Genomic DNA, 25,346 nt, shown 5'->3' with positions numbered 1-25,346 from the left:
TGTATTTAATGCGAAATTCGCATTAAACCTAGACCAAGGTTCGTGAGGCAAGTATTTCGTGACGCTACTTTATGCAGTCCTCCTCGCGGCGCTGGCAGTGATCTTGGCACCGGTAACCGTAAAGGTTATTGACCGAAAGGCAGGCTATCCGCTAGCTGGCCTTTTTCTTATTGCAGCGGTCCTTATCGCCAAGGAATTTCCTGCCATTGCAGCCGGGGAGGAATTAAGTTTCCACGCCACTTGGGTGCGTGATTTCATCGCACCGGGCGTCGACGTAAGTTTTGCTCTCCGCGGGGACGCGTTGAGCATCTTCTTCGCTATGTTGGCGCTGGTCATTGGCGCCGTCGTTTTCACGTATTCGGCGGCCTATCTGCCCAAGAATGAGGGCAATACCAGCTTTTATACCTTGATGACAGCGTTCACGCTGTCCATCTTGTTGCTGGTTCTGGCCAACGATGTGGTGGTTTTGTTCCTTGCTTGGGAGCTAGTCTCCTTGGCTTCGTTTATGTTGATCGCTCGCTCCGGTTCAGGCGGCGAGGCTGGTTCGCAGCGCACACTGATCCTGACCTTTATTGGTGGATTGACCCTGCTGACCGGCTTGGGTATTGCCGCGACGGTGACCGGAACGACTACCGTTTCTGAGATCTTGGCGTCCCCTGTATGGACGGAACGCCCAGGGGTAACGGCAGCCGTAGCCGTGTTGATTGCGGCGTCCGCCTTTACTAAGGCGGCGCAGTTCCCATTCCATTTCTGGTTGCCAGAGGCTATGGCCGCCGCCACGCCGGTATCGGCTTTCCTTCACGCGGCAGCGGTGGTCAAGGCCGGTGTGTACCTGCTTATTCGTTTTTCCACCATCTTCCACGATGTGGCGGTGTGGAATTGGTTGCTCATCGTCGTAGGCATGGGCACCGCGGTCATGTCCGCGGTATTTGCAGTGCAGAAGACGGATCTGAAGAAGCTAACGGCCTATTCCACCGTCTCCCATCTGGGCTGGATTGTTGCCACCATTGGCGTGGGTACCCCGTTCGCTATCGCCGCAGCGTTGGTCCATACTCTGGCGCACGCGCTGTTTAAGTCCTCGCTGTTCATGCTCATTGGCGTCATCGACCACGAGGCTGGGTCGCGCGATATTCGCCGCCTTGGACCGCTGTGGAATAAGATGCCGTGGACCTTCGGTTCCGTAGTAATCGGTGCAGCCTCGATGGCTGCGGTGCCACCGCTTTTGGGCTTTGTGTCCAAGGAAGGAATGCTCACCGCGTTTGAAGACGCCCCGATTGGCGGTGCGGGCCAGGTAATCCTGCTCATCGTTGCCGGCATTGGTGCTTTCTTTACCTTTACTTACTCCGCAAAGATTGTCTTCGGCGCCTTCTTTGACGGACCTCGCGACATGGGAGATGTCCATGAAGCACCAGTGTCGCTGTGGCTACCTGCAGCTTTGCCGGGCTTTATGTCTCTGCCGCTGGTATTTGTGCTCGGGCTCTTTGACGCCCCGATCGATGATGCAGTGGCTGCCGTGGGATTGGAGCATCATTCGCACCTTGCCCTCTGGCACGGGCTCAACGTTCCTTTCCTTATCTCGCTAGTGGTCCTCATCCTCGGTATTGCTGGCATCTTTGCCCGCAAGAAGATGTGGGAAAGCTTTGAAGCTCACGAGTTCATGCCGCGCAGCGGCAATGATTTGCTGTACTCCTTGATGAAGGGCTGCTCCCAGTTGGGGCGCGTCTTGGGCAAGATGTCCGACTCGCATAATCCGTCCCGCCACATGCTGCCGATTGTCATTTTGATCATCGTGCTGGCTGCCACCACCCTCATCCGCGATGGCGTCGACGGGGTAGCGCTGCAACCACGGGTAGATGGTCTGGATAACCCATGGGACCTGCTGCCACTGGGCATCATCGCTCTGGCGATGTTTGGATTGGTTCGCACCCAGAATCGTTTGACCGGTGCCATCATGATTGGCATTGCCGGCTCGGGCGTGACCCTGCAGATGTTCCTGCTGGGCGCACCTGACGTGGCGCTGACCCAGTTTATGGTGGAGGCCCTGTCCGTCATCGTCATGATGATGGTGCTGCGCTACCTGCCAGAAACCTTCCATCCGGTGAAGAACAAATCCCGCAAGACCGGCTCCATCGTCATTGCGGTCTTGGCCGGCGTGGCTGCGTTCCTGGGCGTGTGGGGACTCATGGGTCGACACGAGCGCTCCGATTTGGCCATGTGGTACCTGGACAATGCTCCGGACATCACCGGCGGCGACAACGTTGTCGCTACTATCATCGTGGAGTTCCGTGCACTCGATACCTTGGGCGAGCTTTCCGTACTGGGCATGGCTGCGGTGGTTATTGCAGCCATCACCACGACGTTGCCGCGATTCCCGTTCAAGTCGGGTACACGCCCAGCGCCGTTTGGCCAGTCCCAGCTGAACTCCGTGCCATTGCGCAAGGGCGTGCACGTGGTTATCCCGCTGTTGGTCATTATGTCCGTCATCGTTTTCTTCCGCGGGCACAATGCCTCCGGCGGTGGCTTCCCCGCAGCACTGATCATGGGTGCCGCAATCGGACTTATCTATCTGTCCCGTGGCTCCGATGAAATCGTCTTCGGCCGCATGACTCCGATTCACCTGACCGGTATCGGCATCATCACCGCCTTGATCGCCGGCTTTGTGGGCTACCTGCACCACGGCTTTGGAAATGGTGGCTTCCTAGCTGCAATCCATGCCGAAGCCTTTGGCCAACACTGGACCACCTCGCTCATCTTCGACTTGGGCATCTACCTAGCGGTGCTGGGTATGTTGACCATGGCGATTAACGCATTGGGCGGCTACCTGCGCCCAGGCACGGAGCGCGACTTCTTGCCATGGGTTCATGATGATGATTCCGCGCTGCCGACGACTCCACGCATTTCGCTCGAGGATGTCGACGATCCGTACCCAGACCCGATCAACCCTTCGACCGATCCGCTGGCCTTGCTGACGCCTTCGGAAGCAAAGACGAAGAGGAAGAATAAGCGCTCCGCGGCTAACCGGGGAGGGGAGAAGTAATGATCCTTGCATTGACTATTGCTTTGCTCATCGGCAGTGCTGTCTACCTCATCCAGCAGCGCGGCTTGGTACGCATCGTGTTGGGCATGATGGCCTTTGGTCACGGTGCCAACCTGATGCTGCTGGCTACGGGCGTGTATTCCTACCGCGGAGAGTCCTTCCCATCCCAGGTTCCGCACGATCAGATGGCCGACCCGCTGCCGCAGGCCTTCGTGCTGACCGCCGTTGTTATTTCCATGGCAACCTCGACCATCTTGTTGACGATGGCGGCCATGGGCAAGAACGACGACACCGATGTGGTGGAGCCGGTTGATGACAACACCATCGACCATGCCTTTTCGACCTTGGGTCGAGACGCCCAAAATCGCCAAATTTTGGAAGATTCCATCAATCAGCTGGACCGAATCGGTCAGGTGGACCACAACACTCCCGTTGCAGAACGCGGGGCAAATCAACAGAAGGAGGATGACAAATAATGGCTGATGCTGTAGCTCAACTCCTTCCGCTATTTCCAGCGGTCCCGCTGATTGCAGCGGCCTTCGCACTGCTGGCACCGTGGCGTGCGGTACGCGATTCCATCATGCTTATCATCCCGGGAGCAGGCATTTTCGCCGGCTTGGGCCTGCTCATCTACACCATGAACAATGGGGTAGTAGCCCATACCGTTGGCCTCTACCAAGGCAATGTGGGTATTCCGTTTGCGGCGGATGCCTTCTCCGCATTGATGATCATTACTACGATGATCGTCGCGTTTGGTGCTAACTGGTTTGCCATTGTGGGCGGAGAGACTAAGTCTCGCTACTATCCTTCGCTCACCCTGATTTTGATCACCGGTGTGTGCGGTGCATTGCTCACCGCCGACCTCTTTAACTTCTTCGTCTTCATTGAGGTCATGCTTCTGCCGTCCTACGGCCTTATCACCATGTCTGGTACGTGGTCGCGCTTGGCAGCCGGCCGTGCCTTCGTCTTGGTTAACCTTTTCGCCTCCACCTTGTTGGTTGTTGGCGTAGGTTATATGTATTCGGTTACCGGTGCGGTCAACCTGGGCGCGCTGAAAGGTGCAGCGGCAGGCAATGGGCCGGTGACTGTGGCAGCAGGCTTGATCCTCATTGCAATCACCGCCAAGGCCGGCGTGTTCCCCGTGCAGTCGTGGCTGCCACGCACCTACCCAGGGACCTCCGCCGCGGTGATGGGCCTGTTTTCCGGCTTACACACCAAAGTGGCCGTCTACATGCTCTACCGGCTCTACGTGCAGCTATTCGATCTGGAACAGCGCTGGAATGTGTTGATCATCGTCATCATGATTATCTCCATGATGATCGGCGCCTTTGGTGGCCTAGCGGAAAATTCCATCCGCCGCGTCCTCGGCTACCAGATGCTCAACGGCATGCCATTCATTTTGGTCATGCTTGCGTTTACCTCTGATGACCCACGTCGCGCACTGGCAGCTGGCATCATGTACACGATTCACCACATGCTGACCGTTGGTTCGCTGATTTTGGCTTCTGGTGCCATTGAGGAAACCTACGGCACAGGCTTGCTCAGCAAGCTTTCCGGCCTTGCTCGCCGCGACCCCATCATCGCGTGGATTTTCGCTGCCGGTGCATTCTCCGTCGTGGGCTTCCCACCGTTCTCTGGAATGTGGGGCAAGCTGATGATTGTTTTCGAGATTGCCCGCGTGGGCGGTGCTTGGGCCTGGATTGCTATCGCGGCCATCATCATCGCTTCCTTCGCTGCCTTCTTGGCCATGCTGCGCGTGTGGCGCAAGGTCTTCTGGGGCAAGGGCCTGCCGGAGGACAAGGTTCCGGATGAATTGGTCATCCGCAAAAAGCTCATGGCCCCATCCGCGGCTCTCATCCTTGGTTCGTTGTGCATGTTCATCTTCTCCGGCATCGTCCTCGATGTCGTGGATTCTGCAGCGGAGCAGCTTTTGGACACTAACGCATATACTGAAACCGTCTTGGGCGACGAGCCGATTGCCGTTCCCACTATCGATGAAATCCAGGAGGGCCGTTAAATGAACGCAATTGTGTATGCATTGTGGCTCATCAAGGAGATTTTCGTCGCCGGCATTAGCTTGGCACTGGCGGCCTTCAAACCGGATAACGAATATAACCCAGTGATCATTCGTTACCCACTGCGCGTGACTAGCGCCTGGGAGATCTTCTGGTTTACGTCTTCCATTACCGCAACCCCGGGCACGCTCTCGCTCGGTTTGCGCGAACCGCCCCGCAAGGGGCTGCCCCGCATCGTGCTAGTACAGGCAGTCCAAGGATCTGACCCGGCGGGAATCGTCGCTGATCTTGCTGATATGGAACAGCGCCTCGCCCCGCGGGTTAAGGACATCGATTACGGCGTCCCGGGTCAAGGGGAGACTACAGAATTGGATGAGGCTTTCTACGAGTATCCGCTCGAGTCCGTCGGTCGTTATATGCGCTCGCCAGACTTGGCTCGGGCGGAGGACACTCCGCTTTCAGAAAGCGAAGCGGACGTCGAAAAGCCAAAGCGCCGCGCCCGCAACGTACAACGCAGAAAGGAGACCGAGCGATGATTGACTTTGCCACATTGTCCCCGTTCGGCTGGGTCGTATTTGTATGCGTATTCATCATGGGCATCGCCACATGGTGCGGCGTGCTGCTGGCGCTTCGCACGCGCGATGAGCTCACCCGCGCCATTACCTCGGATATCGTTTTCTACGGCATGATCTGCATGTATTTAGCGTGGTCGATGACGAATAATGCCCCGATGGCGTATTACATTGCACTCCTCGGAGCCATTGCCGCCGGTGTGCTACCGACGCTATCGATGGCCCGCATTATTTCGAAGGGTAGGCGATAAACCATGGCCATCTCTGAAGTTATCGCTTCGGTCCTGCTTATTATCGCTACCCTCTTGGTGGTCGCTACGGTGGTGTCTCTGTGGCGAGCGCCCGATGCCTTGACCCGTGCCAACCTGCTGGGCCCTACCGTGGGACTTGCGGTGCCGCTGATCATCGTGGCCAAGCTAGTCGTGGACTTTGGTCGCGATGGTTTTTCGCTGTGGCTGCTCATCCAGGCACTGATCGCCTGCTTCGGTGTATGGATCATCGGCTCGGTAGGTTCCTTTTATCTGGGCCGTTCCATCTATGGCGTAACCGTCACCGATGTCAAGCACGCCAAGCACACCAATAAGGAAGTTCAGACCGTGCAAGCAGAGGAAGACGATATCTAGTCTTCTTCAGCTCCTTCTGGCGGCGAGCCTTTTCTGCTCCTGTGCGTAGCTGCGGGGAGAACAGAACAGCTCGCCGCTTTTCTGGTTGCACAGTGGGGTCTTCTGAGCCCACCAGCGGCCTGGATTCACAATGTGGAAAAAGTTGCACAGCAATTGCTGTGCTCGGGCTAGAATGGATGCACGTTATTCGGTGCCTCTAGACCCGCCCCGAAGAGTTAGCAAGGAGTAACAATGAAACTCATCACGGCCATCGTTAAGCCCTTCACCCTGCCGGAAATCCGTCAGGCTCTGGAGCAGCAGGAAGTACGCGGCCTCACTGTTACTGAAAGCCAGGGCTTTGGGCAGCAGCGTGGACACAGCGAGGTATACCGCGGAGCAGAATACGCCACTGACTTTGTGCCCAAGGTCAAGCTGGAGGTTGTTGCGGCCGATGACCACGTTGAAGACATCATTAATGCTATCGTGGATGCTGCCTACACGGGCAAGATCGGCGACGGCAAGCTGTGGGTAACCCCAGTTGAAGATGCCATTCGTGTGCGCACTGGCGAGCGCGGCGAGGCGGCACTTTAAGCCCGCATGCATACCGCCGCACAGATTCGCGCCGAGGCCCATGCCTCGGCGCTTCGTGTATTGCGCAGTCTCGAGCTTCCACCTGGAACCGCGCTCGCTGCCACCGGTTCCTTTGCCCGCAATGAGATGACTCCGTACTCGGATATTGATGTCATCCTCATCTATCCGGAAGGCCACGAGCCAGATCCGGCTTTGGTGGAGCAGCTGTGGTATCCCGTGTGGGATGCTAAGTACCGCCTGGATTATGCCCTGCGCACCCCACAAGAGTGCGGGGCGATTGCCGCCGAGGATGCCTCTGCCGGCTTTGCCCAGTTGGATTTGGCCTTTGTAGCAGGACGCAAGGTCCTGGTGGATGAGGCGCGGGCGCAATTGCTTGCGGCGTGGCGGCGCCAGCTGCAGCGCGGCTTTGATGACTTCTTGGATACCGCGATTACTCGGTGGAAACGTTCGGGCGCGGTGGCAGCGATGACGAACCCGGACCTGAAGAATGGGCGCGGGGGACTGCGCGATATTCAGCTCTTGCGCGCGATGGCCTTGGGAAACCTGTGCGACTTTCCAGATCTGGACGGTGAGCAGCGGCTGCTTCTCGACGCCCGCACGCTCCTGCACGTCACAGCCCGGCGCCACCGGGACATACTGGATCCCGAGTTCGCCGCGGACGTAGCGGCGGATCTGGGGTTTGAAAGCCGCTACGCACTGACGGCAGCTTTGGTCAGTGCGGCAGCCACGGTCAATAAGGCGGTGGAGCGCGGCCTTGCAACCGCCCGTGGGGTACTAGGCCGTAATGCTTCAGCGTCCGGCCGGGGTCGGCGCCGCCCGCTCGATGTGGACGTCGTGGCTGAGGCCGGCAGTATTTTCCTTTCGCGCAAGCCAAATGTAAAGGACCCGTGGCTGCTCACCCGCGTGGCGGCTGCCGCGGCACGCACGGGATATATCATCGCAGAGACCACGTGGCACCAGCTCCAAGATCTGCCCGAGCTGCCGCCACGCTGGCCGCGGGCAGCGGTGGATGATTTCTTCGCTATTTTGTCCTCCCCGCGATGCACGCCGCGCGTCATACAAGACTTGGACCGCTATGGCCTATGGGAACGCTTAGTCCCAGAATGGGGGCATGTGCGCGGCTTATTGCCGCGCGAGCGCAGCCACGTCCATGCAGTGGACCATCATCTCATCGCAACGGTTACCCGCTGTGCGGAAATGCGTACCTCGGTGGCTCGTCCGGACTTATTGCTTTTGGCGGCGCTTTACCATGACATAGGCAAGGGCTACGGGCGCCCTCATGCGCAAGTAGGTGCGGAGATGATTACCCGCCAGGCAGCCCGTATGCGGTTGAGTGTTGCCGATAGGTCGCGCGCCCAAACCCTGGTGGCAGAACATACCACCTTGGCGCGGTTAGCGGCGACGATGGACCCGGCTTCCGATGCCGCTCGCGATGCCCTCTTGGCTGCCGCGCATTATGACCAGCTGACTATATCCCTGTTAGCGGTGTTGGCTGAGGCTGATGCCCAATCGACCGGGCCTGGCGTGTGGACACCGCGAGTGGAGCAAGCACAGAAGCTGATCGTCGCGCGGGCACTTGAGGCGCTCAAACCACGTGTTCTCGACCGTCCTGCTGTGCATGTACCGCTATCTAGCGAAGGCGTTGCGCTCACAGTGGATTGGGAAGACCAAGAAGTCAGCGTGTCGTGGTGCGGTACCTCTCAAGGGGAGCTAAAGCGCATCTTCGCCTTGCTATCGGCGCTGGGGTGGACCATCGTGCGGGCGAATATCGTTCGCGAGGAGGACGGCGCCTATAAGGCGGAGTTTTTCATCCGCACGGTGCAACAGACCCTAAAGGAGGCAGCGCAGGAGATAAGGTTTATCCAGTCCTATAACTCACGAACTTATACGGAGCTGCCGGCCATTGCTGGAGAGGTGACCACCGCGGCATTCGATGTGGGCGGCATTTTGGTCATCCGAACGGTCGAGCGCATCGGCGCTTTAGGGCACTTGGTAGAGGCATTGCCGGACTTTGTATGGCTGCGCCATGAGATTTTGGGCGCGACGATGATCGTCAATGTGTACCTCGCCGGGCAGGTTTCTCGCGCTACCGTGGTGGGGAATGTGACCAGGGCCCTGGCTAGGGACTAAGATTGAATAGTTGAACTTTAGATCGATCTAAATTAAGGGAGCGCATCCGTAGTGTTTGACTCACTATCAGACCGCCTACAGTCAGCCCTGGCGGGCCTGCGCGGTAAGGGCAAACTGACCGAGGCTGATATCAATGCCACCGCTCGCGAGATCCGCCTCGCGCTGCTGGAAGCCGACGTGTCTTTGACCGTCGTCCGTGGCTTTATCAAGCGCATCAAGGAACGTGCCCGCGGCGCGGAAGTCTCTGAGGCGCTCAACCCGGCGCAGCAGGTAGTCAAGATCGTCAATGAGGAGCTCATTGAGATCCTTGGTGGCGAAACCCGCCGCCTGAACTTGGCTAAGAACCCGCCGACGGTGATCATGCTCGCCGGCCTGCAGGGTGCTGGTAAAACCACCCTGGCCGGTAAGTTGGCCAAGCACCTAGCTAAGCAGGGCCATACCCCGATGCTGGTGGCCTGTGACTTGCAGCGTCCAGGCGCGGTGCAGCAGCTGCAAATTGTCGGCGAGCGCGCTGAGGTGCCGACCTTCGCACCGGATCCGGGAACCTCCCTAGACTCCAACGAGCATGAAATGGGTACCTCGCACGGGGACCCGGTGGACGTCGCCAAGCGGGGCATTGCTGAGGCTAAGCAGAAGCAGCACGATGTGGTCATCATCGATACCGCTGGCCGCTTGGGCATCGATGAGACCCTGATGACGCAGGCGCGCAATATCCGCGATGCCGTCAACCCGGATGAAGTCCTTTTTGTCATCGACTCCATGATCGGCCAGGACGCCGTGCAGACGGCCGAGGCCTTCCGCGATGGCGTGGACTTTACCGGCGTCGTTCTCACCAAGCTGGACGGTGACGCCCGTGGTGGTGCGGCCTTGTCTATCCGTGAGGTCACCGGCAAGCCCATCATGTACGCCTCTACCGGTGAGAAGCTCGATGATTTCGATGTCTTCCACCCGGAGCGCATGTCCAGCCGCATTCTGGGTATGGGTGATTTGCTCTCCCTTATCGAACAGGCTGAAGCAACCCTGGACCACCAGAAAGCCGAAGAAACAGCCTCTAAGCTGGGCTCTGGCGAGCTGACGCTAAATGACTTCCTTGAGCAGATGCTGATGATCCGCAAGATGGGTCCCATCGGCAATCTGCTGAAGATGATGCCCGGCGGCAAGCAGATGAATGAAATGGCCGCCATGGTGGATGAAAAGCAGCTGGACCGCATCCAGGCGATTATTCGCGGTATGACGCCCCAGGAACGCGAGGATCCGAAGATTCTCAATGCTTCGCGCCGCAAGCGCATTGCTAATGGTTCTGGTGTTAGCGTTTCCGAGGTCAACCAGCTCATTGAGCGCTTCAACCAGGCTAAGAAGATGATGTCCAAGATGGCCGGCCAATTCGGCATGGGCGGCATGGGTGGTCGCTCCGCTACCAAGAAGAAGCCCAAGGGCCGCAAGGGCAAGAATGGCAAGCGAAAGAAGGGCAAAGGCGGCGGCAACCGCGGCCCGAAGATGCCGGGCGGTATGCCGGGCATGGGCGGAATGCCAGGAATGCCCGGTGGCGGCGGTATGCCGTCCATGGAGGAGCTGCAAAAGCTCCAGCAGCAAATGGGCGGCGGCGGTGGCATGCCAGGTATGCCCGGCATGCCAAAGATGCCGAAGGGAATGGAAAATATCGATCTTGACAACCTGGACTTTGGCAAGGGTAAAAAGTAGCGTTCCCCAGCCTTAAAGCATAAAGAAGGAGGCTTCCGCGTTGCTGCGGGAGCCTCCTTTTTGTGCGGCTTGCCGACGCCGCCCTAAGCCCCAGCGCACCTTCGCATGAGGCGCCTTCGCTCTCGGAGCTTGTGCGCGACCGAGCTATGGCCTAGACCGCATCGTCTCGTGCGGCGTTGGGGTAAGGGACTGGGTTGGCATGTTGCTTTCCGGCGTCGGTAGGTGCTGCGGGCGCTTGCTCCACGGCTCCTGCAGCCTGCTCCGGTGGAATATCAGGGGCTTCCTGCTGGACTTTTTCCCCGTTGAGGAAGGGCTTTAGGGCCTCGCGGATCATTGGCATTGCCGATTCCGCAAAAGCATTGGTGATGTGGTGCATGTCGCGGTAGACCATCGTATTGCCGATGATGACGGGGCAGTCACCATTGGCATCGCAGAACCACGGAGCGGTATCGATCGAGAGCATATTCTGGTACTTCGACAGCACGACTGCACCGGGATCATAAGGCTGGTAGACCTGCTCAACGCGCATGCCGCAGCCGTAGGCATCTTCAGTAGCGACGTAGCACTCATCAAACTCGCGAGGGCGGCCTTCTTCATCGAATCCCCACGGGTTATCGCGGAAGCCCAAGAAGGGAATATCGCGTTCGGCCAATTCCTCCCAGAATGCCTGGTAGCCGGCGGGCACGGCATCGGGGCCGGTGCCAAATTCATTTTGCGGGCGAGTGGTATTCGAGATGACCAAGGCCGGGTTCGCCTCTTCGATGCGATCCATGACCAGCTTGCCCCACTCGGCACACTCTGGGGTCACGGTGACATCGTCACCCAATTCAATCGGGCATCCCTGGCGCAGCAGCGGTACCAGCTTAAAGCCCATTTCCTTGCCTAAGCGGTCCAGCGGGGCAGAATACTGCTCCGCGTGGGAACCGCCCACCAAATAGACTTCCTTCTCTGCGTTGAGGTCACCGAAAATGCAGGGGGTCTTTCCATCCTTGCGGGTTTCGAAGAAGAAGTCAGCAGGCTGGCTATCTGGCACGAAGCACCAATTTGTCGCTACTGGTGGCTGGATTCCGCCGGCCAGAATCGGATCAGGCTTGACCTCCACGTTATCCGGCGGGGTGATGTCGTTGATGAACGTCGTTGCGCCGGGGTAGAGGGCAGGATCCAAAAGCTCCGCATCAGCATCATCAAGGGTGCGCATCCACAGTGGCTGGATAGCCAAGAGGCCGACAACAGCCGCAGCGACTACGACGCCGCCCACACCGCGGGCGGCACCGGCGGGTTTCTGCAAGGTCGAAAGGCCCTTACGTACCGGCAGATCCTCGGCCGTGGGGCGCTTGCGATGCTGGCGCAGGGGCTTTTCCACAAAGCGGTGCGTGAGGTCCGCCAACACTAGCGAAATGACGATAATGATGACGCCCAACCACCACGACGGGGTTTCTTGACCCAGGTAGGAGGTGGACAAAATGAGCAATGGCCAGTGCCACAGGTAGAGCGGGTAGGCTACATCGCCCAGCCAGCGCGCCTGCTTGGAGGCCATGGCCTTGGAAATTTTGCCACCGCCGCCCAATATAATGAGCACGGCGCCGCCTAGTGGCAAGAGGGAAAGCGGGCCAGGATACGCAGTGGTGTCCGCGATGATGGCACCAGTAAAGATGAGCATCAGAAGGCCCAGACCAGTAAAGAGGTCATAGAGGCGGGCTGGAATCTTCCAGGAGGAACCATAAATGGCCAAGACCGCGCCCAAGGTCAACTCCCAAGCGCGCGACCAGGTGGAGTAGTAGTTCTCCGGAGTTCCATAGAGGCCGTGGCGCGAAGCGTAGGCGAAGGAGACGATGGTGACCACGATGAGGATCGGGCCAGCAATCTGGTTGACCGTGGGGAAGCTGCGCTTGCCCAAAGGCTGCTGCTTCGGCCGGAACTTCATGATGGCAGCCAAGATGAGCGCGAAGGCAATGCCCATGATGTAGAACTGACCCTGCACGGCCATGGACCACATGTGCTGCAGCGGTGAGGTATCAGCCGCGGCCGCCGTGTAGTCGGCGTTTTGTTCCGCTAGCTCCCAGTTCTGGTAGTACAGCATGGTGGCTGTAATCTGCTGGGTGAGCTCGGTGCGCATGAGCTGCGGGGTGAAAACGCGCACCAGAATGTAGGTCACGCCGATGACCAAAACCAAGCTTGGTACCAGGCGCCGCAAGGTTCGCCAGATAGGCCACCATGGGTTCAGGGAGGCGTTGGGCTTGTTTGCGTAGCGCAGCTGGGAGCCCAAGAAGAAGTAGCCGGATAGCAGCAGGAATACGTCGACGCCGCCGGATACGCGTCCGACGAATACGTGGTAGATAACTACTAGGCCGATGGCAATACCGCGCAGACCATCAAGGTCATAGCGGTACCGGAAATTTCGCGGTGATTCTTTAGTCATAAACTGTCTTTTCGTGCGCCTATGCCCGGATGGTGGGGCGGAAGGCACGCCATACATATGAAACGAAATGTCTATATTCGGCCCTTAAGGGTACTCTGCTTCAGTATCGCAGGCATAACGAACCTGCGTGCGTGGCGTAGTAATTTTTGAAAATGCAGCTGCTCGCGCTAAAATATTCCAGGTTGTCTGCTCGTATTTCTGAGCTAGATAAACTGAAGAACGTAATATTCTGCGTAGCACCGTTTCCGTCTACGGTCGGCCGGTATGTCACGCGCAGATAAAATCCAAGGGTTGAACCGGCGCACAATCTCGTGCGCGTCTGTACTGCCCAGTGACTAGTAAAGGAGCCAACATGGCTGTCAAGATCAAGCTGCAGCGCCTGGGCAAGGTCCGCGCTGCTGAGTACCGCGTTGTCATTGCAGATGCCCGCACCCGTCGTAACGGCAAGGTCATCGAGAACATCGGTATCTACCACCCGAAGGAAGAGCCTTCCCTCATCCAGATCGATTCCGAGCGTGCACAGCACTGGCTGTCCGTTGGCGCACAGCCAACCGAGCCGGTTCTCGCTCTGCTGAAGATCACCGGTGACTGGCAGAAGCACAAGGGTCTGCCGGGCGCAGAGGGCACCCTGAAGGTTGCTGAGGAGAAGAAGTCCAAGCTGGAGATCTTCAACGAGGCACTGGCTGAGGCTAACAACGGCCCGACCATCGAGGCCATCACCGAAAAGAAGAAGAAGGCCAAGGAAGAGGCCGAGAAGAAGGCTGCTGAGGAAGCTGCTGCTGCAGAGGCTGCCGCTGCCGCCGCCGGCGAAGCTGACGCTGAGGCCGAGGAGAAGGCTGAGGAAGCTTCTGAGGAGTCCGCAGAGTAATCTGCCCCCCCCTTGTTAAGCGCATAGCGCTTTAGCTTCGGGCCCCGCCGCTACGATCACGGGTCGTAGTAGCGGGGCCTTTATAGTTCGCGAAGAACGCCGGCACACGATAGTGACCGCGCACGCTAGTCCTTAACGGGGCTGCGTACGCGGTCGCTACTGGCGGTGACGCGCTAGGAAACGTGCGGCATCCATGTCGGGGATATGTCAGTTCGCCTTTAGTTCTGTGGCTTGTAGCTGGAGTAGCGGCTGTAGACGTTAGAGGGTTGCTTAAAGTCCATGCCGCGCATCGCGCCTGCAACAACCGGAGTGAAAAGCTCGAGGATCTGCTCGCGTGGAAGCTGCGACATAGGGCCGTTGATGGCAAGCACGGTAAATCCATGAATAGCCGACCAGGCCAGCAGAGCATTTTGCAGGAAATACGTAGGCTCAGTGGTATTGTCCAGTGCTTCGGCGTGGCGGGACAACAGGGCAAAGAAATCGCGAATCTGCTGTAGGTGATCCATCTTCGGATCATCTTCCGTATTGGGATCGACGCCAAGCATGAAACGCAGTGCCTTCCACTCCAGCATGCAGCGGAAGAAATTGGTCTCATCCAAGGCAAACTCGAGGTAAGCGTAACCAATTTGCATAAGGTGCTCTGGAAAATCTAGGCCCTCTGCAGTCTCGGTAGTCTCGTGTAAACGCCGGACCAACTCATCGGTGGCAAGTTCGGCGACCTTGTCGTGCAGTTCTTCTTGGTCCTTGAAGTGGCGGTATGCGGAGGTAGGGGACACTCCTGCTTCGCGGGTTACCGCACGAACGGTAATTGCTTCGGGGCCGCTTCTTTTGCCTAGTTGAACAGCGATACGGAGCAGCTCATCGTGGAGGTTTCCATGATGGTAGGGCTTATTGTGCGTTTCCATAAAACTCATTTTATCACCAAAACTTATGCTTGTATAAATTATTTGGTTAGCATGGTGAGTAGCAAAATTGCGGGGGTAGAAGGGTTGCCGCTCTCGCTTGTAGCCTCGACCTTATGCACTTCATATGCAGGAAGGTGCACGATAGAGCCGGGGGTGAGCGTGATGGTTTCACTGCCGTAGCTGAAGTCAAGCTCACCGCGCAGCGCCTGCACGGTGATGGGATGTGCGGCCTTATGGTCGGGCAGGGACTGTCCAGGTGCAAAGCTAAAGAGAATGAGGTTGGCACCATCGGCGCTCAAGACGCGCTGTACGCCTGGGCGCGGGCGGTGCGGATCGGTATCAGGCGCGATGTCCAGCAGGTTTAGTGCGGACATTACGGAATCCTCGCCTGAATGAGAAGCTGCGCCAAACGTGTCCGGGGAGTTGGTGGGTAGATCGCTCATGAACCCACTTTAACGACAATGAGACTCAAATTCTGGGTTTGCTTTCCACAGCGCCAAAATTCGTGACTGACAAGGGCAAAGAGGTCTGTGTTGTAGACTTTCCGCTATGGAATTGATGATTGGTCGCGTGATTAAATCGCACGGCGTGAAAGGTGAAGTCGTAGTAGAAGCCACTACGGATGAACCGGAGGTGCGCTTTGCGGTAGGGGAAGTTCTTCATGGCACGCAGGGCAAGAAGGAGCACACACTAACTATCAAGGCGGTCCGGAGCCATAAGGGAAGGCTGCTCGTTACCTTTGAAGAGATCAAAGACCGAACAGTGGCGGATAGCCTCCGCGGTACCAAGTTCTTTGCCGCGCCGCTTGACAGTGATGATGATGGCTTTTACGACCATGAGCTGGAAGGGCTCCGCGTACTTCTGGAAGGCGAGGAGATCGGTGAGGTCACATCGGTCATCCACGGCGGAAGCCAGGATTTGTTGGAGGTAGAACTCGACAACAGCAAGGAGGCGCTCATTCCCTTCGTGCATGCCATTGTTCCTGAGGTGAACCTAGAGGCTGGAACGTGCACCATCGATCCGCCGGAAGGATTGCTTGACCTATGAGGCTTGACGTCATCACCATTTTTCCGGAGTACCTGGACCCGTTGCGGCATGCGCTTTTGGGGAAGGCCATTGAACAAGGTCGCCTTGAAGTAGGTGTGCACGATCTGCGGCAGTGGGCTACGGATGCGCATAAGTCTGTCGATGACTCGCCGTTCGGTGGTGGCCCCGGCATGGTTATGAAGCCAGAAGTTTGGGGGCCGGCGCTCGATAGCGTCGCCGCGCGGGAAAGTGCGCCCAATCTAGAGTCTGCGCTGCCACACCTGAACCGTCCGCGCCATGACGAATTAGAAGGGGTAGAGGCACAAGCCTATACGGTTGATGCCACGGCCGATGAGGATAGCGACCTCCCACTGCTTATCGTGCCGACGCCAACCGGAAAACCGTTTAGCCAAGCAGATGCGCGGGCGTGGTCCAATGAGGAGCACATTGTTTTTGCCTGCGGGCGTTATGAGGGCATCGATCAGCGCGTGGTGGATGACGCCGCTCGGCGCTACCGCGTGCGCGAGGTTTCCATCGGCGATTATGTGTTGATCGGTGGGGAAGTGGCAACGTTGGTGATTGCTGAGGCAGTAGTGCGACTCATCCCCGGCGTGCTGGGAAATAAGCGCTCTCATGAGGAAGATTCTTTTTCTGATGGTCTCTTGGAAGGCCCGAGCTATACCAAGCCGCGAGAGTGGCGTGGCCTAGCCGTGCCGGAGGTGCTCACCTCGGGAAACCACGGATTGGTAGACAAATGGCGGAGGGAACAGGCATTGCTGCGCACGTGGCAACGCCGTCCCGAACTTTTGGAGGCGGCTGAGCTCGATAAACAAGACAGGGCTTTCATCGCGCAGTTGGAACAAGAAGCTTACGCACAGGGTGAAGGCTAATGGAGGTAAGCGCCGATCTTTCCGTGCTCATAGAGCCCAAGAAGTGGGAGAAAAGCCTCGAAGCATTGCCAGAGGCGCTGCGGGCACGGGGCTTTGAGCCGCTAAGCATTTTCGCTCTCCAGGTAGCGGAGGAATGCACTGAAAGCAGCCCGCTAGCGCAGGAATACCGCTTCAGATTTGGCCAGTGGCCACAAGGAATACCGGTGTGGCGGCTCATCGTAAACGGAAAGACCACGCAGCCCCTGGCCACGGTGGCTTCCTTAGTAGCAGACTGCTTGCCGCCGGCAGCCTCGTGGGTAGGCAGTGCGGAAATCGGTTTTACGGAGATGGGGCTTGGTGCCCCGGCGGTGTGGCGGGCGGATTCTGGGTTATAAGCGGAATCTAGACAATTATTTAGCGCTTTTTCATGCCTAAACTGCAGCGCATATGCCTTCTAAGGTTATAGTGAAGGGGACATTCCCTCTAGATTCCTATTCCCAAGGTGGTCCCTGAATTATGACGGCTCCCAATGGCAATAACTACGGTGGATATAACCAGCAGCCGCCTCAGTACAATCAGCAGTATTATTCCCAGCCGCAGCAAAGCGGTGGCGTAGGCGGCGCCACCATCGCCGCAATTATCGCAGCAATTGTGGCGATCATCGCGGTGGCCGCCATGGTTATCATGTTCGTGACCAATAACAAGGATGATGCATCGACCAGCGCTGCTGCCGATAGTCAATTCCAGCAGGCGGATGCGAATAGCGGCTCCGGATCTAGCAAGCACTCCGGTTCCTCGTCCAAGGACGATGCTGAGGATGAGGATGAAGATTCCAGCCCGGTCACGGTGACCAAGACTAAGGATGCTCCAGCGCCAGCGCCGGCACAGGCAGCGTCTTCTGGCAGCAGCAATGGGCACTCTTGGAGTGACTTCACTAGCTACTATCCAGCTACCAGCAAAACCTCCAGCGGTTTTGCCAGCAACGTCTATACCGCGTTTATGAATAACTGGGTCGCCGGCGGCGGCACCGGCGCTACCTTGAGCGTCTACTCGCCGGCCACCGGTGGTACCTACACCATGTACTGCTCCGGTAGCTCTTCGCGCGTTTCCTGCTCCGGCGGCGATAACGCCCGCGTGGTTATCTACTAAGAGCGCGCCGCAGCAACCTCCTTTCCCTTACTGGGAAAGGAGGTTTTGTGCGTCTAGGGGGCGTCGGCAAGCGAAGGTAGCAGAGGAGCCGTGCGGTAAATTGGGTGGGTCTAATCCCAAACCTCGAGAAAGAGTGAGGAGACCACGTGAATATTGCGGCCACTATCGCCGCCGAGCTCAACGTCAAGGAATCGCAGGTTTCTACCGCGTTGCAGCTGATTGCGGAGGGCAATACCGTCCCGTTTATTGCCCGCTACCGCAAGGAGGCCACCGGCGGGCTGGATGATTCCCAGCTGCGCACCATTGAAGAGCGTGCGAATTATTTAAAGGAACTACAGGAGCGCAAGGAGACCATCCTTGCGGCGATTGAAGAGCAGGGCAAGCTTAGCGACGCCCTCAAGGAGCAAATCCTTGCCTGCGACACCAAAGCGCGCCTAGAAGATTTGTATCTGCCGTATAAGAAGCGCCGCAAAACCAAGGCCGATATTGCGCGCGAAGCTGGCCTGGAGGAGCTGACCGATAAGCTCATTGCGGATCCCAACGCCGCTCCGGAAGAGTTGGCACAGGCCTTTATCACCGAGGGCTTTGAGGACACCAAGAAGGCCCTCGACGGTGCCCGCGCCATCTTGGTGGATCGCTTCGCGCTCGACGCGGATCTGGTGGGTGAAGTACGCGAGCGTATGTTCACTGAGGGCTCCATGGGCGCGCACGTTGTTGAGGGCAAGGAAGCTGAGGGCGCGAAGTTTAAGGATTACTTCGATTTCAACGAGCCTTTCCACAAGCTGCCTTCGCACCGCATTTTGGCGCTGCTGCGTGGCGAGAATGAGGGCGTGCTGCAGTTGCAGCTAGATGCCGGCGATGACGCCGATTACGAGGACGCAATCGCCTCCCGCTTCGAGTTGGATCGCTCCTCCAAGTGGCTTGCCGACGCCGTCCATTGGGGCTGGCGCACCAAGCTCTATATTTCCTCCAGCCTGGACGTTCGCATGCGGCTAAAAGAGATCGCGGAGGAAGGCGCGCTGAAGATCTTTGCCACCAATTTGCGCGACGTGCTGCTCGCGGCACCTGCTGGCCAGCGTGCCACCATCGGCTTGGATCCGGGTTACCGCAATGGTGTGAAGTGCGCGGTAGTGGACAAAACCGGCAAGGTGCTCGATACCGCCATTGTCTACCCGCATCAGCCGCAGAACCAGTGGAGCCAAGCAGTTCAAACGCTGTCGACCCTGTGCGCCAAGCATTCTGTAGACCTTATGGCCATCGGCAACGGCACCGCCTCCCGCGAGACCGAGAAGCTTGCTCAGGAAATTGCGGACCTAATTAAACAGGCCGGCGGCCAGCGACCCACGCCCGTCGTGGTTTCCGAGTCCGGCGCCTCGGTCTACTCCGCCTCGCCGCTTGCGGCAGAAGAATTCCCTGACATGGATGTCTCGCTGCGCGGTGCGGTTTCCATCGCTCGCCGCTTGCAGGATCCTTTGGCTGAGTTGGTCAAGATCGATCCGAAGGCCATTGGTGTGGGGCAGTACCAGCACGACGTTAACCAGACGGCGCTCGCCCGCACTCTTGATGGCGTGGTGGAAAGTGCGGTAAACGGCGTGGGTGTTGATCTCAATACCGCTTCCGTCCCGCTGCTTGAACGCGTAGCGGGTGTCAATTCCACCATCGCCGCCAATATCGTTTCCTACCGCAATGAACACGGTTCTTTCGCTTCCCGCAAGGAACTGAAGAAGGTACCGCGTCTTGGACCTAAGGCCTTTGAGCAGTCTGCAGGCTTCCTCCGTATCAACGGCGGTACCGATCCACTGGATTCCTCTGCCGTACACCCAGAGGCCTATCCTGTCGTCTCCCGCATCGCGGAGAAGACGGGCCTGGGTATTTCTGAACTTATTGGCAATACCCGCGTACTCAGCACGCTGGCGCCAGCAGACTTTGCGGATGAGACTTTCGGCATTCCTACGGTGACCGATATCATCGCCGAGCTGGATAAACCCGGACGCGACCCGCGCCCTGAGTTCAAGACTGCCACCTTTAAAGAAGGCGTACATAAGGTCTCCGATCTCACCCCGGGCATGATTCTTGAGGGCACGGTGACCAACGTGGCGGCATTTGGCGCCTTCGTGGATGTCGGAGTCCATCAGGATGGCCTCGTCCACGTTTCTGCCATGAGCCACAAGTTTGTTTCCGATCCGCACGAGGTCGTGCGCTCTGGCCAGGTGGTCAAGGTGAAGGTCATGGAGGTTGATGTGGAGCGCCAGCGCATCGGTCTCTCCTTCCGTTTGGATGATGAACCGGGTCAGCCGGCTCCCAAACGCCGCGGTGATTCCCCACGCGGTTCCGCTAAGTCCGGCGGCGGAGGAGGCGGAAAGCGCTCCGGCCACAAATCCGGGCGCGGATCTCGGGGTGGCTCGCGCGGCCGCACGGGTGGACAAAATGGCGCCGGTGGTGGTGGAGCCATGGCCGATGCCCTGAAGAAGGCAGGTTTCTAGGTTCCTTACGCTGCGGTGAGGAACCTTGGGTGGGGCGAGGAAATTTGCAATATGAGGATTTGGTTCCGGCTGGCGTATGTGGAAAAATAGTGCACCGTTCTATGTAACGGGCACGAACCGGTTAGGCAGTACGCCGCTAGGGTCCTCTGTCCCAAACTGAAAAGGAATATTGGCATGTCCAACATTATTGACAAGGTCGATGCAGCACAGCTGCGCGACGATATCCCGTCCTTCCGCCCAGGCGATACCCTCGACGTTAACGTAAAGGTTATCGAGGGCAACAACGAGCGTGCACAGCTCTTCAAGGGCATCTGCATCCGTCGCCAGGGCTCCGGCATCCGCGAGACCTTCACCGTCCGTAAGGTCTCCTTCGGTATCGGCGTTGAGCGTACCTTCCCGGTTCACTCCCCGAACCTGGAGTCCATCAAGGTCTCCCGCCGTGGCCGCGTCCGTCGTGCGAAGCTCTACTACCTGCGCGATCTGCGCGGCAAGAAGGCTCGCATCAAGGAGCGTCGCTAGTACTAGCGCGCTGCGCGCCAGCTTCCCCTTGCACCCCACTGTGGGTGCAGGGGAATTTTTCTATGTCCAATTCCCTTCATCCTTATGCCGAGAGGGAAGGGGGGGTGTTCCTATATAGGTTGTCAACCTAGCGGGTGGAGAAATTGGGGGCGGATTCTCTCTGCGGGGTTGTTTGGTCGTGTTGTTTTCGGGCATGGCTGCTAGCCGACTGGGATTTTACCCGGTCGGCTATCTTTACTCTTAGTGTCTAGGCTGCTAGGTCTTCCTGTGATGGTGCGGGATCGTGGTAGTGCTCGTGGTTGCGCATCATGGCGTAGAGGACGTTGAGCCGTCTGCGGGCTAGTGCTACTACTGCGGCGTTGTGTCTCTTGCCTTCACGGCGCTTTCGTTCATAGAATTGCCGGGAACACTCGTGGAATCTGATGGATGCAAAAGATGATTGCCATAGGGCGTTCTTTAATTTTTTATTGCCAGCTCGGTTCAGTGAGTTCGACATGATCGAGGTCCCGGACTGGTTTGTCCGAGGTGATAAGCCAGCGTAAGAGGCTAGGTGCCCAGCTGTCGGGAAGTCGGTCATGTCGCCCGCGGTCATGAGAATTTGTGCTGCCGTCTTTGGTCCGATTCCTGGCATGGATAGCAGGATTTGAGTGTGGGGGATGTCGTTGATGAGCTCGATGACTTCCTGCTCGATTTGTGTGCGGTGCTCGAGCTTTAAAAGCGCGTCCTTCGCCGACATTGCTACGCCCATTTCGGCATAGTGTGCACCAGCAATGGCAACTGTTTGCTCAGAGATGGCAGCGAAAATGGCATCGAGGACAGGTTCAGGATTGCGTGCCTTATAGCGTCGAGCGAAGGCAGCTGCCTTGGCCTTTCCGAGGCGTTTTATCTTGGTCGGTCCGCCGTAGCGTGCAAGTAGGTGCAGAACCCACTTGCGGTGAATTATCTGACCGCGAAGGGCCTGTTCGAATTGCGGGTAGCAGCCTACTAGTGCACTTCGAATCTGATTGATGAGCCTGGTGTAGGAGCGTGCTAAATCTTCGTCGATACCGTTGAGGACCTTCAACTGGAGGAAGGCTTCTTCGACGCGGTCGACGCTGCGGAGGGATTCCGGAAGGTTCTTTGCAGCGTGGGCGATGATATAGGCGTCCCGGATATCAGTTTTGGCATTGCCAGCGTGGATGCGCGAGAGTTGACGCATAGCCAAACCGGGAAGGTAGCGCACGTCGATCCCGAGTTCTTGAGCAACCGCGACAGTTAGTCGACCAATGTTATTGGGCTGGTCCACGACGACAAGGACCTTGTGGTCGTGTGCGCTGAACGCTGAAAACAGTGCGCGCAGGGATTTTTCGTTTTGGTTGATGCGCTTAGATAGCACCTGGGTGCCGTCGATATCTAAGACGCAAGCGTGGTGAAAGTATTTACCGACGTCCATGCCGATGACATAGTCGTAGGTCATGCCAGACCTCCTAGCGAACTGAATGAGTATGGGACTTATTTCATCGCTGGTGGTCGGACATACTTCACGCTGGCATCCACATTACTTTGAGACCTCGCACATTCTGTGCGGGTCAGGTTCCTATTAGCAGTCTGGAGTATGTCACTGCCTTCGGCGGCATCACCCCCGGATCATTTTCAGACAGGGACGAAAACAAGCCATACCGAAGCCAGCGACTAGTTCCACTGCCCCAAGGCAGAAGGAACGCAGACAAACATAACCTGCCCCAGCATGGGGCTAGGAGTACGAATCCTGAGTCCCTTCAAGCGGAACTGCCAACAACGTAATGGGGGCAAGCGAAAAGTTGGCTGTGAATCCCCCTGCCGCGAGGGGGATAAGAGCGGAAGTCGGGCGTGGGGTTGCTAGGATCTAGCGCGTGAATAAAGACAGCATCTCGCAGGAACAGCCGTCAGAAGGCGAGGGGGCCCACCCGGTGCAGGGCGAGGCCACCCAGCAAGGCAAAGAGGCGACTAAGAAGAAGGAAATGCCGTGGCTGCTGGAAACCCTTCTGGTAGTGGCGACGGTTCTCGTGATCGTCGGACTATTCCAGAACTTTATCGGCCGGCAGTATGTGATCCCGTCGGGTTCGATGGAGCCGACTCTCCACGGCTGCGAGGGCTGCACGAATGACCGTATCTTTACGGAAAAGATCTCTTACTACGGTGACGGCGAGCCAGAGCCGGGCGATGTCGTGGTATTCAAGGGCACCGAGGACTGGAATTCCAGCTACGTCTCACCGCGTTCGTCTAATCCGATCATTCATGGCGTGCAGGATGCGTTGAGCTTCGTATCCTTGGCACCGCCAGACGAAAACACCCTGGTCAAGCGTGTGGTTGCTACCGGCGGACAGACGGTGTCCTGCCAGGAGGGCGATTCTGCCGTCATGGTAGATGGCAAACCCATCGAGCAAGACTATGTGCAAGACCCGCCTACGTACCCGGTAGATGAGTCGACCGGCTCGGAGGCCTGCGGTGGTCCGTACTTTGGTCCCGTCGAGGTACCGGAGGGCAATATCTGGGTGATGGGCGATAACCGTACTGCTTCGGCCGATTCGCGTTACCACATGACCGACAAGTTCCACGGCACGGTTCCAGTAGAAAACGTCCGCGGCAAGGTGAAATTCGTATTCTGGCCGTTTACCCGCATTGGTGGGGTCGATGACCCGGACATTCAGGAATAACCCTTCCTCCCAACGCCTGCGCACCCGGGATTTTCTCATCCCCGTGGTGGCAGGCTTTGTCCTGCTGGTGCTCCTGCAGGCGCTGGTGGGGCGGATGTATGTCATTCCTTCTGCTTCGATGGAACCGACCCTGCACGGGTGTGCCGGCTGCAAAAATGATCGCATTGCCGTGCAAAAGGTCAGCTACTACTTCACGGACCCCAAGCCCGGTGAGGTGGTGGTTTTTGAAGGGCCCGAGTCGTGGAATAACGAGTTTGAGGTCAATCGCTCGCGCAATATTTTTGTGCGCGGCGCGCAAAATGCCTTGGCGGCCGTAGGGCTGCTTCCCAATGGGGAAAATATCCTGGTAAAGCGCGTCATTGCTACCGGCGGGCAGACGGTGAGTTGCCAGGCTGGCGACCCTGCGGTCATGGTGGATGGAAAGCCCATTGAGCAATCCTTCGTCCTCGATCCGCCGGAGATTCCCGTAGACCCCAGCGTGGGCTCGCGAGAGTGCGGCGGTGAGTATTTTGGCCCGGTCACCGTCCCCGAGGGAAACCTTTGGGTGATGGGTGATAATCGCACCAACTCCCTCGATTCCCGTGCGCACTTGGGCGACCACCTGCAGGGCACCGTGCCGGTGGACAATGTCCGCGGTCGCGTCGAGGCCGTCATTTTGCCGCTTTCGCGTTGGGGTGGGGTGCAGCACCCGGAAATTTCGCATGCGGCGGCTTAAACAGCGACGCACCTACGAGGTCGCTTTGAGCAAGGCCGGTTTAGGCCCGGTAGCCGGCGCGGATGAGGCTGGGCGCGGTGCCTGCTGTGGACCAATTACCATCGCAGCCTGCGTCATGCCCGATCGTCCGATCAAGGAGTTGGCGGCGCTTACAGATTCAAAGAAGCTCACCCCCAAACAGCGCGAGAAGCTTTTTCCACTCATTAAAGACAAGGCTGTGGACTGGTCTGTGGTGCATATTGGTGCGGGGGACATCGATAAGCGCGGCATCCAGCACGCCAATATTTCCGGCATGCGCAGGGCAGTTGCGCGCCTGGAAACACGTCCGGGCTATGTGCTTACCGACGCCCTCTTTATCCCCGGTCTTACCCAACCCCACCTGCCCATTATCGGCGGCGATGCGGCCGCGCGGTGCATTGCCGCGGCGAGTGTATTGGCAAAAGTCAGCCGGGACCACCTGATGCACGAGCTGGATGCGCGGTACCCCGGCTACGGGTTGGCCAGCCATAAGGGGTATGGGACCAAGGCGCATGAGGCCGCAATTGCGGCGCTAGGAGCGTGCCCGGAGCACCGGATGAGCTACGAGAATGTCCGTCGCGCTCATGCGGAGTTTGCCGCGCGTGCCTAGCTAAAATCTAGCCTTTCTCGCGCTAAGCTATAGCGAGCTAACCCACAACCTGGAGGTCCACCGTGAGTGCAGAGGAACTCGATAACTACGAGGCTGAGGTAGAGCTGTCCCTCTACCGCGAGTACCGGGACGTTGTCAGCCAGTTTTCCTATGTCGTTGAAACTGAGCGGCGCTTTTATCTGGCTAATGCGGTAGAGCTTATTCCCCATACCTCTGGGCCCGATGTCTACTACGAGGTGCGCATGTCTGATGCTTGGGTATGGGATATGTACCGCTCCGCGCGCTTTGTGCGCTACGTCCGCGTTATCACCTACAAGGACGTCAATATCGAGGAGCTGGATAAGCCGGAATTCATGATGCCGGAATAGTTTTGTCAAGCCGGCGCACACGGCGCCGCGCCCTAGCTGTGGATAACAGAGTTGCAGAGCCTAGTTATCCACAG

Annotated in this window: 24 protein-coding genes; 20 read left to right on the top strand and 4 right to left on the bottom strand. The window is 58.0% G+C overall.

What is annotated here, in order from left to right; genetic code table 11:
- Positions 1-58 precede the first annotated feature (58 nt).
- The 9 genes from CORTU0001_RS07930 to ffh all read left to right on the top strand — a co-directional run bounded on the left by CORTU0001_RS07930 (position 59) and on the right by ffh (position 10,648).
- Positions 59-3,037 (top strand): DUF4040 family protein, encoded by a 2,979-nt coding sequence (locus CORTU0001_RS07930; protein WP_005328775.1) that lies wholly within the window; start codon positions 59-61, stop codon positions 3,035-3,037.
- Positions 3,037-3,513: a sodium:proton antiporter gene (locus CORTU0001_RS07925; protein WP_005328773.1), complete on the top strand. Its 477-nt coding sequence runs from the start codon at positions 3,037-3,039 to the stop codon at positions 3,511-3,513. Before CORTU0001_RS07930 ends, CORTU0001_RS07925 begins: the two co-directional genes overlap by 1 nt.
- Positions 3,513-5,054: a monovalent cation/H+ antiporter subunit D family protein gene (locus tag CORTU0001_RS07920; protein ID WP_005328771.1), complete on the top strand. Its 1,542-nt coding sequence runs from the start codon at positions 3,513-3,515 to the stop codon at positions 5,052-5,054. Before CORTU0001_RS07925 ends, CORTU0001_RS07920 begins: the two co-directional genes overlap by 1 nt.
- Positions 5,055-5,588 (top strand): monovalent cation/H+ antiporter subunit E, encoded by a 534-nt coding sequence (locus CORTU0001_RS07915; protein WP_005325271.1) that lies wholly within the window; start codon positions 5,055-5,057, stop codon positions 5,586-5,588.
- The gene (locus CORTU0001_RS07910; protein WP_005328765.1) at positions 5,585-5,875 is read left to right on the top strand and encodes a cation:proton antiporter; all 291 of its coding nucleotides are present in this window, start codon (positions 5,585-5,587) and stop codon (positions 5,873-5,875) included. Before CORTU0001_RS07915 ends, CORTU0001_RS07910 begins: the two co-directional genes overlap by 4 nt.
- A 3-nt stretch (positions 5,876-5,878) precedes the next feature.
- On the top strand, positions 5,879-6,247 hold the full coding sequence (locus tag CORTU0001_RS07905) for a Na+/H+ antiporter subunit G (RefSeq protein ID WP_005328764.1): 369 nt from the start codon (positions 5,879-5,881) through the stop codon (positions 6,245-6,247).
- A gap of 231 nt (positions 6,248-6,478) precedes the next feature.
- Positions 6,479-6,817, top strand: coding sequence for a P-II family nitrogen regulator (locus CORTU0001_RS07900; protein ID WP_005325265.1), 339 nt, complete (start codon positions 6,479-6,481; stop codon positions 6,815-6,817).
- Positions 6,818-6,823: 6 nt separating this feature from the next.
- Positions 6,824-8,947: a [protein-PII] uridylyltransferase gene (locus tag CORTU0001_RS07895; RefSeq protein WP_005328763.1), complete on the top strand. Its 2,124-nt coding sequence runs from the start codon at positions 6,824-6,826 to the stop codon at positions 8,945-8,947.
- A gap of 51 nt (positions 8,948-8,998) precedes the next feature.
- Positions 8,999-10,648 (top strand): signal recognition particle protein, encoded by a 1,650-nt coding sequence (gene ffh / locus CORTU0001_RS07890; protein WP_005328762.1) that lies wholly within the window; start codon positions 8,999-9,001, stop codon positions 10,646-10,648.
- Positions 10,649-10,799: 151 nt separating this feature from the next.
- Here ffh and CORTU0001_RS07885 read toward each other — a convergent pair whose 3' ends face one another.
- On the bottom strand, positions 10,800-13,067 hold the full coding sequence (locus CORTU0001_RS07885) for an acyltransferase family protein (protein ID WP_005328761.1): 2,268 nt from the start codon (positions 13,065-13,067) through the stop codon (positions 10,800-10,802).
- 352 nt (positions 13,068-13,419) lie between these two features.
- Between CORTU0001_RS07885 and rpsP the strand changes: the two genes are divergently transcribed.
- Positions 13,420-13,935 carry a 30S ribosomal protein S16 gene (gene rpsP / locus CORTU0001_RS07880; protein WP_005328760.1) on the top strand — a complete coding sequence of 172 codons (516 nt, stop codon included), beginning with the start codon at positions 13,420-13,422 and terminating at the stop codon, positions 13,933-13,935.
- A gap of 218 nt (positions 13,936-14,153) precedes the next feature.
- Here rpsP and CORTU0001_RS07875 read toward each other — a convergent pair whose 3' ends face one another.
- Both CORTU0001_RS07875 and CORTU0001_RS07870 read right to left on the bottom strand, forming a co-directional pair.
- The gene (locus CORTU0001_RS07875) at positions 14,154-14,840 is read right to left on the bottom strand and encodes a TetR/AcrR family transcriptional regulator (RefSeq protein WP_244262104.1); all 687 of its coding nucleotides are present in this window, start codon (positions 14,838-14,840) and stop codon (positions 14,154-14,156) included.
- Between the two features lie 38 nt (positions 14,841-14,878).
- Positions 14,879-15,283, bottom strand: coding sequence for a cupin domain-containing protein (locus CORTU0001_RS07870; protein ID WP_084771662.1), 405 nt, complete (start codon positions 15,281-15,283; stop codon positions 14,879-14,881).
- 106 nt (positions 15,284-15,389) lie between these two features.
- Between CORTU0001_RS07870 and rimM the strand changes: the two genes are divergently transcribed.
- From rimM to rplS, 6 genes are all read left to right on the top strand, one after another.
- Positions 15,390-15,887, top strand: coding sequence for a ribosome maturation factor RimM (gene rimM / locus CORTU0001_RS07865; RefSeq protein ID WP_005328749.1), 498 nt, complete (start codon positions 15,390-15,392; stop codon positions 15,885-15,887).
- Complete coding sequence (gene trmD, locus CORTU0001_RS07860; RefSeq protein WP_005328748.1) at positions 15,884-16,756, top strand: tRNA (guanosine(37)-N1)-methyltransferase TrmD; 873 nt, start codon at positions 15,884-15,886, stop codon at positions 16,754-16,756. Before rimM ends, trmD begins: the two co-directional genes overlap by 4 nt.
- Entirely contained in the window at positions 16,756-17,130 is a 375-nt protein-coding gene (locus tag CORTU0001_RS07855) for a hypothetical protein (RefSeq protein ID WP_005328746.1), read from the top strand. The genes trmD and CORTU0001_RS07855 overlap by 1 nt, the downstream gene beginning before the upstream one ends.
- 121 nt (positions 17,131-17,251) lie before the next feature.
- Positions 17,252-17,884, top strand: coding sequence for a hypothetical protein (locus tag CORTU0001_RS07850; RefSeq protein ID WP_005328743.1), 633 nt, complete (start codon positions 17,252-17,254; stop codon positions 17,882-17,884).
- A 146-nt stretch (positions 17,885-18,030) separates the two neighbouring features.
- Positions 18,031-20,367 (top strand): Tex family protein, encoded by a 2,337-nt coding sequence (locus CORTU0001_RS07845; RefSeq protein ID WP_005328741.1) that lies wholly within the window; start codon positions 18,031-18,033, stop codon positions 20,365-20,367.
- Positions 20,368-20,541: 174 nt separating this feature from the next.
- A complete protein-coding gene (gene rplS, locus CORTU0001_RS07840) occupies positions 20,542-20,886 on the top strand; it encodes a 50S ribosomal protein L19 (protein WP_005325245.1) in 345 nt (114 codons plus the stop codon).
- A 247-nt stretch (positions 20,887-21,133) separates the two neighbouring features.
- Here the strand turns inward: rplS and CORTU0001_RS07835 are convergent, their stop codons facing one another.
- Positions 21,134-22,342, bottom strand: coding sequence for an IS110 family RNA-guided transposase (locus CORTU0001_RS07835; protein ID WP_005328739.1), 1,209 nt, complete (start codon positions 22,340-22,342; stop codon positions 21,134-21,136).
- 415 nt (positions 22,343-22,757) lie between these two features.
- Between CORTU0001_RS07835 and lepB (CORTU0001_RS07830) the strand changes: the two genes are divergently transcribed.
- The 4 genes from lepB (CORTU0001_RS07830) to CORTU0001_RS07815 all read left to right on the top strand — a co-directional run bounded on the left by lepB (CORTU0001_RS07830) (position 22,758) and on the right by CORTU0001_RS07815 (position 25,272).
- Positions 22,758-23,561 (top strand): signal peptidase I, encoded by an 804-nt coding sequence (gene lepB / locus CORTU0001_RS07830; protein WP_005328737.1) that lies wholly within the window; start codon positions 22,758-22,760, stop codon positions 23,559-23,561.
- Positions 23,539-24,276, top strand: coding sequence for a signal peptidase I (gene lepB / locus CORTU0001_RS07825; protein WP_005328734.1), 738 nt, complete (start codon positions 23,539-23,541; stop codon positions 24,274-24,276). The genes lepB (CORTU0001_RS07830) and lepB (CORTU0001_RS07825) overlap by 23 nt, the downstream gene beginning before the upstream one ends.
- Complete coding sequence (locus CORTU0001_RS07820) at positions 24,263-24,904, top strand: ribonuclease HII (protein WP_005328731.1); 642 nt, start codon at positions 24,263-24,265, stop codon at positions 24,902-24,904. The genes lepB (CORTU0001_RS07825) and CORTU0001_RS07820 overlap by 14 nt, the downstream gene beginning before the upstream one ends.
- Before the next feature lie 62 nt (positions 24,905-24,966).
- Positions 24,967-25,272 (top strand): DUF2469 domain-containing protein, encoded by a 306-nt coding sequence (locus tag CORTU0001_RS07815; RefSeq protein ID WP_005325239.1) that lies wholly within the window; start codon positions 24,967-24,969, stop codon positions 25,270-25,272.
- Positions 25,273-25,346: the final 74 nt, after the last annotated feature.

Origin of the sequence: Corynebacterium tuberculostearicum SK141, assembly GCF_000175635.1 — a bacterium.
GTDB lineage: Bacteria > Actinomycetota > Actinomycetes > Mycobacteriales > Mycobacteriaceae > Corynebacterium > Corynebacterium tuberculostearicum_C.
This window is presented reverse-complemented; position numbering and strand designations above follow the sequence as displayed.

What these genes read in the sequence shown, in the direction of transcription:
- CORTU0001_RS07875 (WP_244262104.1), bottom strand. Translation starts at nt 14,840, where the DNA reads ATGGAAACGCACAATAAGCCCTACCATCATGGAAACCTCCACGATGAG.
- CORTU0001_RS07920 (WP_005328771.1), top strand. Translation starts at nt 3,513, where the DNA reads ATGGCTGATGCTGTAGCTCAACTCCTTCCGCTATTTCCAGCGGTCCCG.
- CORTU0001_RS07915 (WP_005325271.1), top strand. Translation starts at nt 5,055, where the DNA reads ATGAACGCAATTGTGTATGCATTGTGGCTCATCAAGGAGATTTTCGTC.
- CORTU0001_RS07905 (WP_005328764.1), top strand. Translation starts at nt 5,879, where the DNA reads ATGGCCATCTCTGAAGTTATCGCTTCGGTCCTGCTTATTATCGCTACC.
- CORTU0001_RS07895 (WP_005328763.1), top strand. Translation starts at nt 6,824, where the DNA reads ATGCATACCGCCGCACAGATTCGCGCCGAGGCCCATGCCTCGGCGCTT.
- CORTU0001_RS07835 (WP_005328739.1), bottom strand. Translation starts at nt 22,342, where the DNA reads ATGACCTACGACTATGTCATCGGCATGGACGTCGGTAAATACTTTCAC.
- lepB (WP_005328734.1), top strand. Translation starts at nt 23,539, where the DNA reads ATGACCCGGACATTCAGGAATAACCCTTCCTCCCAACGCCTGCGCACC.
- CORTU0001_RS07910 (WP_005328765.1), top strand. Translation starts at nt 5,585, where the DNA reads ATGATTGACTTTGCCACATTGTCCCCGTTCGGCTGGGTCGTATTTGTA.
- CORTU0001_RS07925 (WP_005328773.1), top strand. Translation starts at nt 3,037, where the DNA reads ATGATCCTTGCATTGACTATTGCTTTGCTCATCGGCAGTGCTGTCTAC.
- trmD (WP_005328748.1), top strand. Translation starts at nt 15,884, where the DNA reads ATGAGGCTTGACGTCATCACCATTTTTCCGGAGTACCTGGACCCGTTG.
- CORTU0001_RS07850 (WP_005328743.1), top strand. Translation starts at nt 17,252, where the DNA reads ATGACGGCTCCCAATGGCAATAACTACGGTGGATATAACCAGCAGCCG.
- CORTU0001_RS07900 (WP_005325265.1), top strand. Translation starts at nt 6,479, where the DNA reads ATGAAACTCATCACGGCCATCGTTAAGCCCTTCACCCTGCCGGAAATC.
- rpsP (WP_005328760.1), top strand. Translation starts at nt 13,420, where the DNA reads ATGGCTGTCAAGATCAAGCTGCAGCGCCTGGGCAAGGTCCGCGCTGCT.
- CORTU0001_RS07820 (WP_005328731.1), top strand. Translation starts at nt 24,263, where the DNA reads ATGCGGCGGCTTAAACAGCGACGCACCTACGAGGTCGCTTTGAGCAAG.
- CORTU0001_RS07870 (WP_084771662.1), bottom strand. Translation starts at nt 15,283, where the DNA reads ATGAGCGATCTACCCACCAACTCCCCGGACACGTTTGGCGCAGCTTCT.
- rimM (WP_005328749.1), top strand. Translation starts at nt 15,390, where the DNA reads ATGGAATTGATGATTGGTCGCGTGATTAAATCGCACGGCGTGAAAGGT.
- rplS (WP_005325245.1), top strand. Translation starts at nt 20,542, where the DNA reads ATGTCCAACATTATTGACAAGGTCGATGCAGCACAGCTGCGCGACGAT.
- CORTU0001_RS07885 (WP_005328761.1), bottom strand. Translation starts at nt 13,067, where the DNA reads ATGACTAAAGAATCACCGCGAAATTTCCGGTACCGCTATGACCTTGAT.
- CORTU0001_RS07855 (WP_005328746.1), top strand. Translation starts at nt 16,756, where the DNA reads ATGGAGGTAAGCGCCGATCTTTCCGTGCTCATAGAGCCCAAGAAGTGG.